This is a genomic window from Blautia sp. Sow4_E7 (assembly GCF_052116245.1).
Classification (GTDB): Bacteria; Bacillota; Clostridia; order Lachnospirales; family Lachnospiraceae; genus Blautia_A.
Genome location: NZ_JBQKLL010000011.1, coordinates 14509 through 31736, shown reverse-complemented (window position 1 = coordinate 31736; position 17228 = coordinate 14509). Strand labels below are relative to the sequence as shown.

Genomic DNA, 17228 nt, shown 5'->3' with positions numbered 1-17228 from the left:
CGTCTTTGCCTCTGGCATCCATTATTATCGATTTACCATACCCCGGCAACCACTTCATTGCCGCTTTCATCTACTGTAGTGGAAACAGTAAAGGTATCATAATAATGATATCCTGTCTCTCCGGTTTCCGGCTCATTCTCATAATCGCTTCCGTTTGCATCGCCAATTGCTGCGATCAGACTGCTGAGGGGCTGTCCGATGTACTGTTTCGCAGCATCTGCACTTGCATCAGATGGATCTGTATTGCCTCCATTATTATCCGGAGCCTGTGTTGGATCCGGATCTTCTCCATCATCAGATGGAGCCTGTGTTGGATCTGGCTCTTCTTCCGGAGTCGGTGTCACATCTGTTTCCTCCTGATCCTCGGAATCGTCCTCACTGTCATCCAGGCCAAGTCTTGCCTTTACCTCACTCAGTGTAGAAGTCTCTTTCTTACTGCTGCCAGTCAGATAAGTAGCGTATGGAATGGCATCATCGCCTGTTCCATCCATCTTAAGGGTGATCTGTGTGATCACAGTCAGCGGAAGCTTACGGAAATAACAGTCTGTAAGATCTTCGTCCTCATATACGATCCGGATATCATAACTGGTAACTGCATTTCCATCTGCATCCTTCACACTGGCATCATAGTAATAAAGTGCCTTATCATTATCATTCAATGTAAATAAACCATTGATCAACTCTGTTCCCCAGTCATCATCGTCATCGCTGGTCGGGCGTACATAAAGTCCCTTGATGGCAGAGCCGGTTCCATTTACAATAATTACCTTGGAAGCAGTTGCAGTCTTGTCTCCGATCACATTCTTAATATCTGCATCATCGGATTTCTGCATATCTACAAGGGTTCCATCATCCGCCTGGGCTGTATCTGTATTCTCGGCAGGAGCTACAGTCACCTGCGCATCCTGGGTTGTATCATCAGTCTTTTTCTTACCGCATCCGGCGGCTGCCATGGCAGTTACCAGCAACGCTGCAAGAATCACATAACGTTTCTTCATAATCTATAATCCTCCCACAAAAAGAATTAAACATCCACTTTTTGTTCTCCATTATTATTACAGAGTATGGCAGACTTGTCAACCGAAGGCGGAATGATTTCATACAATTTTTAGACTTTTCGTTGTTTTTGAAACACTTTCCAAAAGCCACTAAAGCTTTGTATTCCGGTATTCATTGGCTGAAATTCCTTCCAGCTTCTTAAATACCCTGGAAAAATGAGCCACATCTGTAAAGCCCACCATTTCTGAAATATCCACGATCCGAAGCTGCATTTCTTTCAGAAGTTCTTTGGCATGCTCCACGCGGATCTGATTCAGTATTTCAGAAAAATTCCGTTTCTCATGCTTGTTCAGAAGCTTACTTAAATGCCACTGACTAACGTAAGTCTTCTCTGCCACCAGGCCCAGTGTCAGCTTTTCGTTGTAATGCTCCTCCATATAGGCAAGGGCGTTCTTCACAATAAAGCTGCCGGCGGTACTCTCTTCCTGGTCATCCTCATGAGAAGCCACTCCCTTTTTCTTCAGGATCTCCACCATTGCTGCCAGGGCTTCCTCTATCTCTTCCAGTTTGGATGGCTTCAGAAGGAATCTGCACACGCCTAGCCGGATGGCTTCCTGGCAGTAATCAAAATCACGGTATCCTGTAAGGATACTGATCTGCATATCCGGAAACTCAGATTTCAAGGCTGCGATCATTTTCAGCCCATCCAGCCCCGGCATGGAAATATCGGAAAAAATAATATCCGGCTTCTTCTCCCGGATGGTGGTCAGTCCTTCTTTCCCATCATAAGCACAGGCTGTCACCATGCACCCGTACTTTTCCCAGGGAACCAGCTTGGAAATCCCTTCCACAATAATCGGTTCATCGTCTATAATCACCACATGATACATTTATATACCCCCATCATAACTCCACTGTATTTTCCAATTACCGTCCAGATTTTTCTTTGCCAATCAGGTCCTTCCAATACAGCTTCTGCTTTTCTCATTATACCTTAAAATAAGAGTCCGGTCAAAGAGGACCCTTTGTTTTCACACAGCAAAAAACAGGAAATTGCCATCCAAGCAATTCCCCTGCCTTTGCATTATCCCTTTACAGCTCCCGCTGTCATACCCTTTACAATATATTTCTGCAAGCATACATACACGATCAGAAGCGGAACCACAACCAGTGTTACAACCGCTGCCATAAGACCATAGTTGGTTTCCTCCTTGGAAGAAATTTCCAGAAGAAGTCTTGTGATCGCCCATTCATCCTTATTCCGCAGGAAAAACTGCTGGGTAAACAGATCGTTGTAGCTCCATAAGAAACTGAAGATCCCAACGGTTGCAAAGGATGGTTTTGTCAGCGGCATGATCACCTTAAAGAAAATCTGATAGGCATTGCAGCCTTCCATAAATGCCGCTTCCTCCAGATCGATCGGAAGACTCCGTATGTAACCGGTGAGTACCACAATGGCAAATGCCATGTTTCCAGCGATCTGCGGAAGGATCACGGACAAAAGTGACATCCATGTTTTTCCGGAGCCTGCGATCCCCCATCCAAACTCCATCCGGAACACTGGGATAATCGTGGAAAAAACAGGGAACATCATTGCCGCAATTACAATGTTATACAGAAGCTTATTGCCCTTGAAGCTGTATCTAACCAGTGCAAAGGACGCCATTCCGGCCAGCAGGATCACCACTGCTGCCACACATCCGGAAATAATGATGCTGTTTTTGTAGGCATTTATGATGTTCATTTTCGAAAATGCGTCTGTATAGTTGGCTGTGGTAAACAGCTTCCCAACCGGCATGGAAAAAGCATCAGACATGATCTGTTTCTTGTCCTTAAAAGAATTTGAAATTACCCAGAAGATTGGGTAGATCGTTGTAACCGCCCAGAAAATCAGAACGATATAAATGATAAATGTATTCACATTCTTAATATGATTTTTCTTCATTTAAATTCCTCCTTCTGGGTTAATAATCCCGCTCTTTAAAAATCTTATTGACCACCTTCGATAAGATCACACCAAGAATTACGATAAAGAAGGCGATTGCCGAGCTGTAATCAATATCCGGTGCCTGCATGGTCTTATAGTACATATAGGTTCCTGTCAGCCAGGTTTTTCCAAGAGGTGCTCCGTTTGGAAACATTACCCATGGAAGATCGAATACCTTAAGTGCTCCCGTTACCGCAAGAACTGCGCAGGTGCAGACTACATTGTGAAGCATGGGCCAGGAAATATATCTTACCTTCTGCCATCTGGTTGCCCCGTCAATAGCGGCTGATTCATAAAGCTCTTCCGGTATGTTGTTCAGTCCTGTCACCAGAATGATGAAATAGAATCCCACATACTGCCATACCACCGGAGTCATCATAACCGTCAGTGGATAAAGTTCCTTCCAGTTTGTCTTCTGTCCCACCAGCTGGCTTAGCATGCCGCCGTCATACTGGAAGATCAGGTTAAAAAGAACACCAAGTGCAGTAGCAGATACCACGATTGGGAAAAAGTACACAATACGGAAAAACTTTGCCCCTCGTTTTATATTGTCCACCAGCATGGCCAGGATCACTGCCAGCCCAACCTCACCAAACAAGGTAACAAAAATCATGATCACTGTATTTTTCAGTGCCACTCTCATGTTTGGATCTGTGAGCAGCTCTGCATAGTTCTTATAAAATGGATCATTGACGCCCTTGGCTCCTCCGCCTAAGTTTCTGATCTTCATGAAGCTGTTTACGATATTCTGAAGAAATGGATAGTACAGAAATACTGCCATGAAAAGGAACGCCGGGACCAGAAATACCCATGCAGGTTTTTTATTTTTATATACGTTCACAAAGAAACACCCCTCTTTCTTATAAAAGAGCCGGAGAAGTTTCTCCTCCGGCCCAGTCCTTTCCTTCTTTCCAGAGTGATTCTGGAAAGCTGCTTAAGGGGTGCTTATTCTGCATTTTCCTCAATGATTTCCAGCATTTCGCTGATCGCGTCTGCGATTTCAGTCTGTCCCTCTACGATCTGAGGCATGTTGTCAAAGATCGGAGCTCTCTCATCCTGTGTAACAAGGTCCTGAACTGCACCTGTGATACCAGTTGTGTCTTTCAGCATTGCAAGGGCATCTTTTTCCAGGTTGGTAAGGCTGCTCTCATCGATCTCTGCTCCATTTTTCAGAGCGGTTGTAGCAGTTCCTGCAAAAGCGGATACGGTTTCGTCGCTGATGAATTTCTCTACCAGGGAAACAGCTGCGTCACGTTTTTCTTCATCTTCCCAGCATTTTGTGGAAATATACCATCCAGAGGAAAGACCTCCGATAATGTCTGTGCTCTTTCTGTCACCATTTCCAGGTACATAAGTTACAGTAAAGTTGTCAATGTCATCCGTTCCTTCTTTGATTCCGCCCATTTTCCAGGAACCATCCAGATAGAAAGCGGATTTGCCTTCCAGGAAGCTCTGGAACACTTCGTCACCTGTTGCGGTATTGGTATTCTCGGATAAGAAGCCTTTCTCATAAAGATCCTTGATGTCTGCAAGACCTGCCTGCCATGCTTCTCCTGCTGCATCATCAAGAGCTGCCGGAACTGTGGTGTGTGTCTTCGCACTGTCGTGATTGTAAATTGCAAACTCAAACCAGTAGTGAGGCTCTTTTGCAAGGGAGGTAGCGATCGGAGTATAGCCTGCGTTCTTAATGATCTGACAGGTCTCCAGGAACTGATCCCATGTGGTATCTGCTGTAGGGATCTCGGCCTCTGCTGCTTCCATAACAGCTTTGTTTACGTAAAGGCCTTCCCAGTAACCATAGAATGGAACTGCATACTGTACACCGTCAGCCGGAGAAGCCGGGATCATGTCATCTTTCATGTTGGAAGCATATTCCGGATACTCTGCGCGGATATCTTCGATGGAAACAACCTTGCCAGCCTCAACGAATGGATTGGAATCGTTGCCGTTGAAGAAGAACAGCACGTCTGGTTCTGCACCGGTTTCAAAGTCTGAAATAATTCTTGCCTTAAAGGTCTCATCAGATGTTGCAGAAGCATCTTCTACCGTATTTCCAGTCTCATCCTCCCATGCTTTGATGGTGTCCTGATAAAGTTCTACGTTGCTCTCATTTCCTGCAAATGTTGTAGTTACATTTAAGGTAACGCCGCCGTCAGCCATTGCTGTTACCGGAAACATAGATGCTGCCATAACTCCACATAATACTGCGCTTAACACTTTTTTCTTCATACCAAAAACCCTCCTGTTTTATTTATTTTTTGTTTTGGTCCGTGTCTCATCTTGTAGCTATATCTTACATCCTGGGTTCGGTATTTTGAATAACTGGTTCTGCCATTTCTTGTTTTTTATTGTCATTTATGTACAACAATTTTTATCAATCCGTAACAAGAATCGTCAATGTAGAGATTGTCTGTTCTTCATTACAGGGTTCAATGGTAAGTCCGCAGGTTTCCCCATATAAAATCCGCAGTCTCTGATTCACATTGGCAATTCCAAGGTTTCCGGAGGATTCCTTTCGTGCATCATAATCCGGTGCCAGCAGACGCTTTACCTTTTCCTCGTTTTCTTTTCCAAATGTACCATCATTGATGATCTCAATATAAAGATACCTTTCATCCCGGCGTGCCCGCAGAAGGACAGTGCCGCCGCCTCTTGGAATAATGCCATGCTCAATGGCGTTTTCAATGATCGGCTGCATGATCAGACGGGGAACCATCATTCCCATCAGTTCCTCCGGGATCTCTTTCTTTACCGTCAGCCTTTTTCCAAGCCGCTCGGCAATAATGTAGAAATAGGCATTCACATAGATCATTTCCTGGGAAAGCTTTACTTCCGGCAATCCCTTTCGATCCATAGCCGCATCCATTAACGTGGACAAGGCCTCGATCATCTTGGAAACCTTCTCATTTCCTTCCAGTCTTGCTTCCCAGTTGATGATCTCCAGGGTATTGTTCATAAAATGCGGGTTAATATGGGACTGTAGCGCCATGATCCTGGCATCCCGAAGAGCCAGTTCTTCCTCATAAATATGGTCAAACTGGTATTTCAACTGCCCGGACATCTGGTTGATGGATTTCCGGAGATATTCAAATTCCAGATTTTCCATAGGTGTTTCTACCTGGTAGCCCAGATTTCCCTTTTCTATTTCTTCTGCGCTTGTCATCAGCTTTTTCACCGGCCTGGAAAGCTCTTTTCCCGAAAGCTTCATAAACATGATCATCAGGGGGATCAGCACAAGCCCCATGGCAAAGATCACATAGAAATAGCCATAGAGGAACTTAAACAGGGACATTTCCTTTGCATAGAGCACCAGATTCATCTGGTAATCATTCTCTTTCTGGCTGCCAAAAACGTAGACCTCGCCCTTCTCCAGCTCATAAGAGGCTTCGTTTTTCAAGTCCATCTCTTCTGCCTTCCTGGCTGCCAGGGGATCTTCGTTTGTATTTTTTTCGTCCGTTACTACCTGGATCCCGGATATGGTAAGAAGAACGCCAAAATCCTCCCAGGCAGTCGTAACAGGTTCAAAGCAGTAATCCACATTTACCCTGCTTACCAGAATGCCCCAGGAGGTAAAACTTCGGTCCATCATGTTCCGGACAATATAAATTCCATTGTCCGTCTTTAAAAATCCAACTGCCGTATCCAGATCCTCTGCCAGCTTTAGTACTTTATCCCGGTCCTGGTCAAAAAAGTGCTGGATCATGCCATAACTTCCACCGGTTCCAAAGTTATAGCTTGTATAATGTTTATTCAGCGGATCTTCTTTTAGCATTAATACTGTAAAAATATTATTTTTTCTGTGGGAGTACTGCGCATCCAGATAATTCTGTACTCCGTTGGAAAAAATACGCTCTCCGTCAGCGCCTTGCCTTCTGTACTGCCGGTACTGTTCAAATAAAGTTCCGTCATAGGTCGCCTGACGGGAGTCCGCAATGGCTCCGTTCAGCCTTTCCGCACAGGTGCGGGTATTTAGCCCGGCCTGTGCACTAAGACGTTCCATCTGATTCTCCCTCTGGGTGATCAGCATATAGGAACCAATGAGCCCAATGATCACCAGAAAAGGGAGAACCCAGCACAACAACATGATTTTTGCAAATTTCCACTTCAGAGAGCGTATCTTCTTTTCTTTATTCATTATTTTAATTCCAGAAACTCCTCAAAAATATCTACCAGCTCCATGGCACAAAGCTCACTGTCCATCTCACAGAATATGCGCAATAAAGGTTCTGTTCCGGAAAAACGTGCAATGATCCAGCCGCCGTTCTGGAAATATACCTTGCAGCCATCCAGGTAGGATACCTTGCTGATGGCATAAGGCAGCTTCGGCAGCAGCTTATCAAGCATCAGTGTCTTATGGATCTGTTCCTTGCGCTGTGCCGTAAAACGGTAATCCCGCTCTACCATATGGATTTCTCCATACTCCTGCTCGATTTCTTTTGCGATTTCAGAAAGCTTTTTGCCTGTGACCGCGATCATCTCAACCAGAAGGGAAGCTGCATAAATTCCGTCTTTTCCGTTGATATGACCTTTTACCGTAAGACCACCTGAGGATTCTCCGCCAATGATCGCATCTGTTTCCTGCATTTTTGCAGAAATGTACTTAAATCCAACAGGCACCTCATAACATTTCTGTCCAAAGCTTTCGGCCACACGGTCAAGCATATGGGTAGTTGCCACATTGCGGACAACCGGGCCTGACCATCCCTTATATTTTACCAGATAATAATATAAAAGTACAAGAATATCGTTTGGATGAAGGAACCTTCCTGTATCATCGATCACGCCGATCCGGTCCGCATCTCCATCTGTAGCAATTCCGATATCACAGTAACGGTCCAGCACATAATTCTGCAGGGGACGTAAAGTAGCTGCATTTGGTGCCGGAAGCTTACCGCCAAACAAGGTATCATGGCGTTCGTGGATGGTCTCCACCTCACATCTTGCTATGGATAAGATCGTCTTCAGGGAGGTCTGGCTCACCCCATAAAGAGGGTCCAAAGCCACCCTCAGGCCTCTCTCCCGGATTGCCTGCATATTTACCCTGGAGATAATATTGTCGATGTATTCGTTCAGTGGATTGAACTCCACTACCAGGCCTGCATTTTTTGCATTTTCATATTCCATAGCCGGAACAGGTTTTCCAGCTTTTATATCCGCTTCCACCATGCGGATATAATTTTCGATTTCCTGTGTCTGCTCCTGGTTGGCATCTCTTCCGCCTTTTGTAAAGACTTTGATTCCATTATAGATTGCAGGGTTATGGCTTGCTGTGACCATCATTCCATAGGACAGATTATGGGCCATCACATAATACATGATCAATGGAGTAGGGGAAGACTTATTTACAAACCAGCTGCGGATCCCATTTGCTGCCAGCGTCTCGCATGCCCACATCACAGATTCTTTGGAAAGGAAACGGCGGTCATAACCAATGCAAAGCCCCTGGTCTGCCACTCCCTCATCCTGCATTTTCCTGGCAATGGCTTCTGCCAGGATCTGAATATTTGCCTTGGTAAATTCATCTCCGATAACAGCTCTCCAGCCTCCTGTACCAAATTTTATCATTTTTCTCCTCCTTCTAGCAGTCCGCTCCATCCAAAGCTGCTGTGCTTCCTTCCACATCCCTGTGTCCCAGGATCACACGAACCTTATGAATGCTGCCTTTTTCCAAAACCGGAAGTGCCTCAACCTCTTTGTCATCCAGGAAAATGCGGCTTACACCTTTGGATATATGTTCTGGATTTTCTACTGTGATCTCATACTGCGCCCCGCGCCACTGTCTTGTCAGGGTAAATCCATCCCAGTCTTTCGGGATACAGGGGTCGATCTCCAGGTGATCCAAGCCTGGGCGGATGCCCAGCATATAATGAGTGGCAGAATAATATGCCCATCCGCCGGTTCCCGTCATAAACGGATGTCTTGCCCGTCCAAAAGCCGTATGGTCCTTTCCCACAACAAACTGACAGTAGGAATAAGGCTCTGCCTCCCGGATCTCAATCTTGTCATTCTGGTAATACGGGCAAAGCGCGTGATAAAATTCCATGGCCCGGTCGCCTCTACCAAGCATACACTCTGCAGCCCAGGCCCATGGGTTTGGATGGCTGAAAATCGAAGCATTCTCCTTCAGTCCCGGATAGACTCTGGTCACAAAACCAATGTCATCATCTGGTCTGGTATAGGCAGGACCGTTAAGCATAATTCCATATGGGGTAAAAAGCTGGTCGTAAACGCTGTCCATGGCTTTGATTCCCTTGTCATAAGGCGCTGCGCCTGAAAGCACTGCCCAGGCATTGGATTCCAGATGGATTTTTCCTTCTGTGTCCTTCCTGGTTCCAATTTTACGTCCCTTTGCAGTAATTCCCCGAATGTACCAGTCTCCATCCCAGAGAACCTTATCGCAGACTGCTTTTACCCGTTCTCCCATTTCAGTATATTTCTGTACATCAGCTTTCTCACCTTTATATTCGGCCAGTTCTACAAATTTACAGATTGCCCAGTAGTGGAGAAAAGAAACCATGGCGCTCTCGCCGCCGCCCAGGTTCAGACAGTCGTTCCAGTCTGCCCTGAGTCCTTTGCAGATTCCGTCCGCTCCCACCTGTCTGCAGGAAAAATCCAGGATCCGTTTCATATGCTCGTAGACGCTGCCTTCACCGCCATCTGCGTACGTATAGATTTCATCCAGGAAAGAAAATTCACCGCTTTCCTTCACATACTCATTGATGGAAGCAACCAGCCACAGCGCATCATCTGAGCAGGTATCTTCAATTCCGTGGATCATATCCGCAAGCTTGGGTGTTGGGACAACAGTGGGGGATTTAAAAGGCTTTTTGTCTTTCTGGGCCGGATCAAACCATTCCGGCTGGAACAGGTGAAGCCCATATCCCTCTTTTACCAGGCCGCGGAGCAACTCCACGATCCTCTGGCGGCATTTTTCCGGATTAGAGTGCGGTACTGTCATGGAATCCTGAGAGGTATCCCGGTAGCCAAGACCGGTGCGTCCGCCTACCTCAATAAAGGAGGCAAATCTGGAGAACATAATGTTCACCTCCGCCTGATATAAGGTCCAGGTATTGATCAGGGTGTTCATTCCCTCATCCGGAGTGTGGATCTGTAATTTATTTCTCTTTTTCTCCCAGTATTCCCGCAGCTGGTCGTATACATGGTCCACAGCCGGACCATTTGCATATTTCGCGCGAATCTTCCTTCCGTTTTCTCTGTTGCCTTCGCCCAGAAGAAAGATCACCCGGACTTCCTCGCCAGGTGCCAGCTTAAGCTGCTTGTGGAGCGCTCCGCAGTGGTTATTTCCCAGTTCACTGCTGCCGCTTAACCAGCCCTTTTCCACTCCCATGGGATTGTCCTCTGTGCGGTAATTTCCTATAAATTTGTCTCTCAGGCAATCGTAGCTGTCCGGGGTAAAATCAGCCGTGAAAAACTGATACCCGAATTCTTCATAAAAAAGGTCGCATTCAATGATCCCGTCCTCGTAGGAGGAGCCGGAAGCATACATGCTCATCTGGAAGTTCTGGTTGTCCATGGCAATCTGATGAAATGAAAATTCCAGATAGGAAAAAACACTGATCTTTCGTGGTCTGTCACTAGTGTTCCGGATCTTAACGTCCCAGATTTCCACAGGATCATCCATTGCAACAGACATTTTCTGGGTTGCGCAGATACCGTTGTAATCACATTCATAAACAGAATACGACATGCCGTGGCGACAGATGTATTTCGCCTGATCCAGCGGCTTTCCTACCGGCTGCCAGGATACGCTCCAGTAATCTCCGCTTTCGTCATCTCTCAGATACACATAATGTCCAGGTCTGTCCATAGGCACCCCGTTAGGACGAAATTTGGTAATCCTGTGATACTCCGGTGATTTGTAAAAAATATAGCCTCCCGCAGTGTGGTTCAATACTGCGCACATGTCCTTCACGCCAATGTAGTTGGTCCACGAAGTCGGAAGATCTACCCGGTCAATTACGTACTCCCTTTTTTCATTGTCAAAATATCCATATCGCATAAGAAAACCCTCCTAGTTTTTCTTCCCCAATTCTTATCTTCATTATAGGATGTTTTCCTGTGCTTCGGAATGGTTGCTTATGGGAAAAATTGTCTAAACTTGTGCAAGAATGGTTGCTAGTTCGTGTGCTGTTTCCGTAAACAAAAAAAGAGTCAGGGACAGTTTTTTCTGCCTCTGACTCAAATGAATATCTACTTGTGAACAATAGCGACCTCAATGTTTAAAAACCGGCGTTTCTTCGTTCCTTACGCATATCCCTGCGGAGCACAGCTGCTTCATGGCGGCCCTTTTCAGCTTCTGTGCGGATAATAAGCCCCGGGATCTGTGTGGGGTGCTCATTTTCATCTACCGCTACCATTACGGAAAAGGCACGGTTCACCAGATAGCGCATGCCATCCCCACGCTCTACGTAAGAGTCAATTTCCACTTCCATGGAGGTATTTCCCACATAAGTCACATAGCCGATCATGACAAGGATCTCGCCCTCATAAACCGGCTCTTTGAACTGCAGATTGTCGACTGCTGCAGTTGTTACCCGGTAAGTCCCGCAGTGGCGCATGGCAACCACGCCAGACACCTCATCCACCCACTGCATCAGCATTCCGCCGAAAAGCCTGCCTCCGGCGTTTAAATGCTGGTGCATGATCAGGTGCACCTGCTCGGTTTTGGACTCCTCCACCGTTTTCATTATACGGGTTTCTTTTGTTGTTCTCATCCTAAAAATCCCCAGCTTTCATTACTTTTAATATAAATTTTTCACTTTGAAATCGCGCTCTGCTTCTCTTCTCTGATCCTTCTTGGCAATATCCTGACGTTTATCGTACAGTTTCTTACCTCTTGCCATGCCAATCTCTACTTTCACAAGGCTGTCCTTAAAATAAACCTTAATCGGCACAAGGGTAAGGCCTTTTTCCTTCAGCTTTGCTTCCATCTTGTTGATCTCGCTTCTGTGAAGCAGCAGCTTCCGGATACGAAGGGGATCTTTGTTGAAAATATTCCCTTTCTCGTATGGGCTGATATTCATTCCGTAGATATAAACTTCCCCATTCTGGATTCTAACAAAGGACTCCTTCACACTGCATTTTCCCATACGCAGGGATTTCACTTCCGTTCCTGCCAGGGCAATTCCAGCCTCATAAGTATCCTCAATAAAATAATCGTGAAACGCTTTTTTATTATTTGCAATCAGTTTGATTCCTGGTTTCTTTGCCATAAGTTCCTCCCTGTATGGATTGCCGCCTGGGGACGGCACTTGTTATAAACCAAAGTTATATTTACGTTACCACGCACTGGCAACACATCACGAGCTGTCTGGGTGAAGCTCGTGAACAATAACGCTTTTACCAGTCGTGATCCTCAGACAAAACGAAATCCACTGTCTTCAGCATAGTATCTGCGTCTGCGACTTTCACCCGCACCTTCTGTCCCAGTGCAAAAACCTTGTGGGTCACATCGCCGATCAGCTCGTAAGCATCCTGGTCAAACGTATAATAATCATCCCGAAGTGTATTGACATGAACCAGTCCTTCTACGGTATTGGGAAGCTCCACATAGAAGCCCCAGCCAGTCACACCGGAAATAATTCCCTCAAATTCTTCCCCAATATGGTAAGACATGTATTCTGCTTTTTTCAGTTTATCCGATTCTCTCTCCGCCTCATCTGCCCGGCGCTCACATACGCTGGACTGACGTGCCACGTCTTCCAGAATCTCTTTATAGTGCTCTGTCTTGCCCTCTCTTTCCAGACGTCCCCGGAGCTTATCCTTAATGATCCTGTGGATCTGAAGATCCGGATAGCGGCGGATAGGAGAAGTAAAGTGACAGTAGTATTTCGCTGCCAGTCCAAAATGGCCGCTGCATTCTGTGGTATACTTGGCCTGCTTCATGGTCCGAAGGGTAAGGCGGCTGATCTGCGGCTCATTTGGAAGTCCCTCAATGCTCTCCAGAATGGTCTGGATCTCCTTAGGGGTAATCTCCTGGCCATGCTTCTGCACCGGCACGCCCTGATTGTGAAGAAGGGTGAGAAGACTCTCTACCTTCTCCGGATCCGGAGTCTCATGGGTACGGTAAACAAAAGGCATATCGTCTCTGCAGCACTCTTCTGCCACAGTCTCATTTGCCATCAGCATAAAATCCTCAATGATCCTGGTGGCCACATTCGCCTCGTATGGCTTGATATCAATGGCTCTTCCCGCAGCATTTAAGATGATCTTGCTCTCCGGGAAATCAAAATCAATGGAACCTCTGTGGTGACGGTTTCCCCGAAGGATCTCAGACAGCTCCTTCATCAGGAAAAACATGGGCACAAGTTTTTCATAACGTTTCTTTGCCTCCTCGTCGGTATCCTCCAGAATGTTCTTCACATCTGTATAATTCATTCGTTCGTCCACACAGATCACGGTCTCTGCGATCTTGTGGGAAACCATATTTCCCTTCTCATCAATGTCCATAAGGCAGCTCAGGGTAAGACGGTCCTGTCCCTGGTTCAAAGAGCAGATTCCATTTGAAAGCCGTACCGGAAGCATAGGAATCACACGGTCTGCCAGATACACACTGGTTCCCCTCTTCAGGGCTTCCCGGTCAAGGGCACTGCCGCCCTGCACGTAATTGCTTACATCTGCAATGTGTACCCCAAGATGATAAATGCCGTTCTCCTTAGTCAGGGTAACTGCATCATCCAGGTCCTTGGCATCCTCTCCGTCAATGGTGACGGTCTGAAGATGGCGAAGGTCCAGTCTGCCATACCGGTCTGCATCCAGCACATGATCCGACACACGCTCTGCCTGGCGAAGCACTTTGTCTGGAAATTCACTTGGGATGCCGAAGCTTTTTACAATGGCAAGAATGTCTGTTCCTGGAGCCCGGCAGCTTCCCAGATTCTCTTTAATCTTTCCTTCCGGATTGCGGTTCTTGCTTCCGTAGCTGGTGATCTCCACCACCACTTTATCCCCGTCCTTGATTCCCTGGGAATCTTTTCTTGGAATAAACACATCCTTGGAAAACTTGGGATTATCGCTTACTACGAAACCGAAATCCCGGCTGTTCTCGTAAGTTCCTACGATCTCTGCCATGCCCCTTTCCAGGATCTTTACCACGATTCCTTCCCGGCGTTTGCCTTCCTGTGGCTCTTTTGTGATTATAACACGAACCTTATCCTGGTGCATAGCCGTTCCGGTACAATCTTCCGGAATAAATACGTCGTTTTCTTCTCCTTCGATTTCTACGAAGCCAAAGCCCTTGGGATGGCCGATAAAGGTGCCCTCCACAGACGGGCTGTCCGGGTATTCGTTTTCCAGACGTGCCAGGCGGAATTCTGCATCTTCTTCCTCGTAACGTCTGCCGTGTTTCCGGTCATTATATTTCTCCTTACCTTTGCCGTAACGGTCTTCTGACTTTCGATCAGAGTATTTTCCGTCCCGTTTACTCTCGTATTTCTTATCGGAACGCTTCTCATCTTTTTTCCTGGTACGTCTATCGGAACCTTCTTCCCCATTTTTCCCGGAAAACTTCTCCTCGCGTTCTTCTCTTCTTCCGCGAAGCTTCTCTTTCCCGCGCTTTCTTCCAGTTACCTTGGAATAGCGTCCCTTGGAATCCAGGTCAGCCTTTCCCTCTGCTACCAGGTCATCCAGAACACAGTACAGGTCCTTCTTCTCATCCTTGGAAAGACGCAGAAGACCTGCAATCTCCCGGAAACGCATAGGCTGGTACACCGGATCACCAAGAAGCTCCATCATAAATTTTTTTCGTTTGTCAAATTCTCTGTCTTTACTCAACTTTTCTCCTTTATAATAAAAAACACCCTTGCGATCAGATCAACAAGAGTGTTTCCCAGTTCATTCTTAGAAATTCAGGTTTAATACAACTGCCAGTACAAAGAACAAAACTCCCATAACTGTAGTTGCCTTAACAAGACCGCCCTCCATGGAACGTCCTTTGTTCTTACCCCAGTATGTGTCAGCTGCTCCGGCGATAGCGCCAAGACCCTGTGACTTACCTTCCTGCATAAGGACGACTACGGTAAGGGCAATACAATCTATAACAAAAAGAATTGTTAAAATCGTTCTTAAAATCTGCACGTGGTTACACCTCCTAATCAACTAGAGGATATTGTACCATAGCCAGCTTTTGATTTCAACTCTTTTTTCTCTTGAATTTAGGCAAATCACGGCATTTTCCCGTGTGGTTCTCCCATTTTCCTAATTAGGGAACGGATGTTACCGTTCATTCCATTCACATCAACACACTTTGCGCCGCTATTCTGGGGGCTGTGAGCTTTACCCTCAAAAAACACCTGGCAAAATATTACCTGTGAACATTAACAAACGGATTTTCATATACCGACAGCCCTCCCAGCTGTTCGTGGATCCGCAGCAGCTGATTATACTTGGCATTTCGGTCCGAACGGCATGGCGCACCAGTCTTGATCTGCCCTGCCCCAGTTGCTACCGCCAGATCTGCAATAAAGGAATCCTCCGTCTCGCCTGAGCGGTGGGAAATAACGGAACGGTATCCTGCTCTGGCAGCCAGTTCTACCGCCTCCAGAGACTCTGTCAGGGTTCCGATCTGGTTTACCTTGATCAAAATGGCATTGGCAGTTCCCAGCTTAATTCCACAGGAGAGCCTTTTAATGTTCGTTACAAACAGGTCATCTCCCACCAGCTGTACCCTGCTTCCCAACCGCTCTGTCAGCGCCTTCCAACCTTCCCAGTCATCCTCCTGAAGGCCATCCTCAATGGAAACGATGGGAAAGGCATCCAGCAGATCTTCATAATAGCTGATCATTTCATTGGAATCTCGGATCACTTCTTTTCCAGTCATCTGGCTTTCCCCTGGAAAATAGTAACCATCTTTTTCCCCGTCGTAAAGCTCGCTTGCCGCAGCATCAATGGCGATACCAATGTCTTTTCCAGGCTCATAGCCAGCATTTTTCACAGCTTCCAGGATCAGCTCCAGAACTTCCCTTGCATCCTTCAGGTCCGGGGCAAAACCGCCCTCATCCCCAACTGCAGTAGATAAATCTTTTTTCTTTAAAAGGATCTTCAGGGACTGGTAAATCTCCACACACATGCGGATTCCCTCTGCGAAACAGGAAGCTCCCACAGGCATGATCATAAACTCCTGAAGATCCACTGTGTTATCCGCATGCCGTCCGCCGTTTAAAATATTCATCATGGGCACCGGCATCCGGTTGGCATGACAGCCGCCTATATACTGATAAAGCGGAATCCGAAGCGCCATAGCTGCTGCCTTTGCCACTGCCATAGAAGCTCCAAGAGTAGCATTTGCACCCAGATTGCTCTTATTATCAGTGCCGTCTGTCTGGATCAGAAGAGAATCAATATAAGTCTGATCCAATGCATTTTCTCCAAGGATTGCTTCCGCAATTTTCGTATTTACATTATCCACAGCCTTTTGTACACTAAGTCCTTTATAATTCCCCTTATCTCCATCTCTTAATTCCAGTGCTTCGAATTTTCCTGTAGACGCGCCAGATGGAACTGCTGCGCGGCCTGTATATCCATTGATTCCAATAACGCCTTCTCCCACTGTCACTTCTACTTCCACAGTGGGATTGCCTCTGGAATCCAGAATTTGTCTCGCGTGAATCTTCCGAATAGGCAAATACCGTAACATCTCTTAACCTCCTAAAGATTGATAACGGTAGTTTTTCCAGTTCTTCGGAGTTCTATGCAAAGACTACTGCGGATTTGGAAACAACGCAAATGAGCCAGAAGGATTGATCCTGTATCGAATTCCTTCTGGCTCATACTTTTTTATAATTCTTATTTTAGTTCTTCAATTCTTTAGTGAACCTCAGAAATAGAATTAAATCCCTTGTTGGTCAGGCATGCCTCAACCTCGCTGATATCCGGCACATGGAGCACCATGATAGGAAGGCCGGTAGCACGGTTAAAGGACAGGTACAGATAGTCAATGTTGATGTTGCTCTCCTGAAGGCTGAGAAGAAGGTTGTTCAGATTACCAACCTCATCCTTTACTTCGATTCCAAGTACATCACTGAGCTTGCAGATAAAGCCTGCTTTTATCAGGGCTTCCAGTGCCTGCTCCGGTTTGGAAACAACCATACGTACAATTCCATATTCTGCACTGTCATTGGTAACAGAACCCAGAATGTTGATATCCTCTTCCAGAAGGATTCCAGTTACCTGCTGCATTTTTCCCTTGATGTTTTCTGCAAAAATTGATAATTGTTTCAGCATT

At 46.2% G+C, this 17228-nt stretch carries 14 protein-coding genes; all 14 read right to left on the bottom strand.

The genetic code is table 11. The features are described 5' to 3' along the window. Positions 1-32 precede the first annotated feature (32 nt). Complete coding sequence (locus tag ACTQ50_RS08520) at positions 33-998, bottom strand: hypothetical protein (RefSeq protein ID WP_441483845.1); 966 nt, start codon at positions 996-998, stop codon at positions 33-35. Between the two features lie 150 nt (positions 999-1148). Continuing rightward, positions 1149-1889, bottom strand: a complete 741-nt coding sequence (locus tag ACTQ50_RS08515) for a response regulator transcription factor (RefSeq protein WP_441483844.1) — start codon at positions 1887-1889, stop codon at positions 1149-1151. Between the two features lie 194 nt (positions 1890-2083). Beyond that, on the bottom strand, positions 2084-2944 hold the full coding sequence (locus ACTQ50_RS08510) for a carbohydrate ABC transporter permease (RefSeq protein ID WP_441483843.1): 861 nt from the start codon (positions 2942-2944) through the stop codon (positions 2084-2086). 19 nt (positions 2945-2963) lie between these two features. Then, the gene (locus ACTQ50_RS08505) at positions 2964-3767 is read right to left on the bottom strand and encodes a carbohydrate ABC transporter permease (RefSeq protein ID WP_441483894.1); all 804 of its coding nucleotides are present in this window, start codon (positions 3765-3767) and stop codon (positions 2964-2966) included. Between the two features lie 164 nt (positions 3768-3931). Then, entirely contained in the window at positions 3932-5215 is a 1284-nt protein-coding gene (locus tag ACTQ50_RS08500) for an ABC transporter substrate-binding protein (protein ID WP_441483842.1), read from the bottom strand. 145 nt (positions 5216-5360) lie between these two features. After that, positions 5361-7121, bottom strand: a complete 1761-nt coding sequence (locus ACTQ50_RS08495) for a sensor histidine kinase (protein WP_441483841.1) — start codon at positions 7119-7121, stop codon at positions 5361-5363. Then, positions 7121-8551, bottom strand: coding sequence for a phosphoglucomutase/phosphomannomutase family protein (locus ACTQ50_RS08490; RefSeq protein WP_441483840.1), 1431 nt, complete (start codon positions 8549-8551; stop codon positions 7121-7123). Before ACTQ50_RS08490 ends, ACTQ50_RS08495 begins: the two co-directional genes overlap by 1 nt. 13 nt (positions 8552-8564) lie before the next feature. Next, a complete protein-coding gene (locus ACTQ50_RS08485; RefSeq protein WP_441483839.1) occupies positions 8565-11006 on the bottom strand; it encodes a GH36-type glycosyl hydrolase domain-containing protein in 2442 nt (813 codons plus the stop codon). A 220-nt stretch (positions 11007-11226) separates the two neighbouring features. Next, positions 11227-11721, bottom strand: a complete 495-nt coding sequence (locus ACTQ50_RS08480; protein WP_441483838.1) for an acyl-CoA thioesterase — start codon at positions 11719-11721, stop codon at positions 11227-11229. A gap of 27 nt (positions 11722-11748) precedes the next feature. Continuing rightward, positions 11749-12219 carry an SsrA-binding protein SmpB gene (gene smpB / locus ACTQ50_RS08475; RefSeq protein WP_021926591.1) on the bottom strand — a complete coding sequence of 157 codons (471 nt, stop codon included), beginning with the start codon at positions 12217-12219 and terminating at the stop codon, positions 11749-11751. 127 nt (positions 12220-12346) lie between these two features. After that, on the bottom strand, positions 12347-14704 hold the full coding sequence (gene rnr / locus ACTQ50_RS08470) for a ribonuclease R (protein ID WP_441483893.1): 2358 nt from the start codon (positions 14702-14704) through the stop codon (positions 12347-12349). A gap of 141 nt (positions 14705-14845) precedes the next feature. Continuing rightward, positions 14846-15082, bottom strand: a complete 237-nt coding sequence (gene secG, locus ACTQ50_RS08465; RefSeq protein WP_118578738.1) for a preprotein translocase subunit SecG — start codon at positions 15080-15082, stop codon at positions 14846-14848. Positions 15083-15308: 226 nt separating this feature from the next. Continuing rightward, positions 15309-16640, bottom strand: coding sequence for a phosphopyruvate hydratase (eno, locus tag ACTQ50_RS08460; protein ID WP_441483837.1), 1332 nt, complete (start codon positions 16638-16640; stop codon positions 15309-15311). Positions 16641-16810: 170 nt separating this feature from the next. Next, complete coding sequence (locus ACTQ50_RS08455) at positions 16811-17227, bottom strand: amino acid-binding protein (protein WP_441483836.1); 417 nt, start codon at positions 17225-17227, stop codon at positions 16811-16813. Position 17228: the final 1 nt, after the last annotated feature.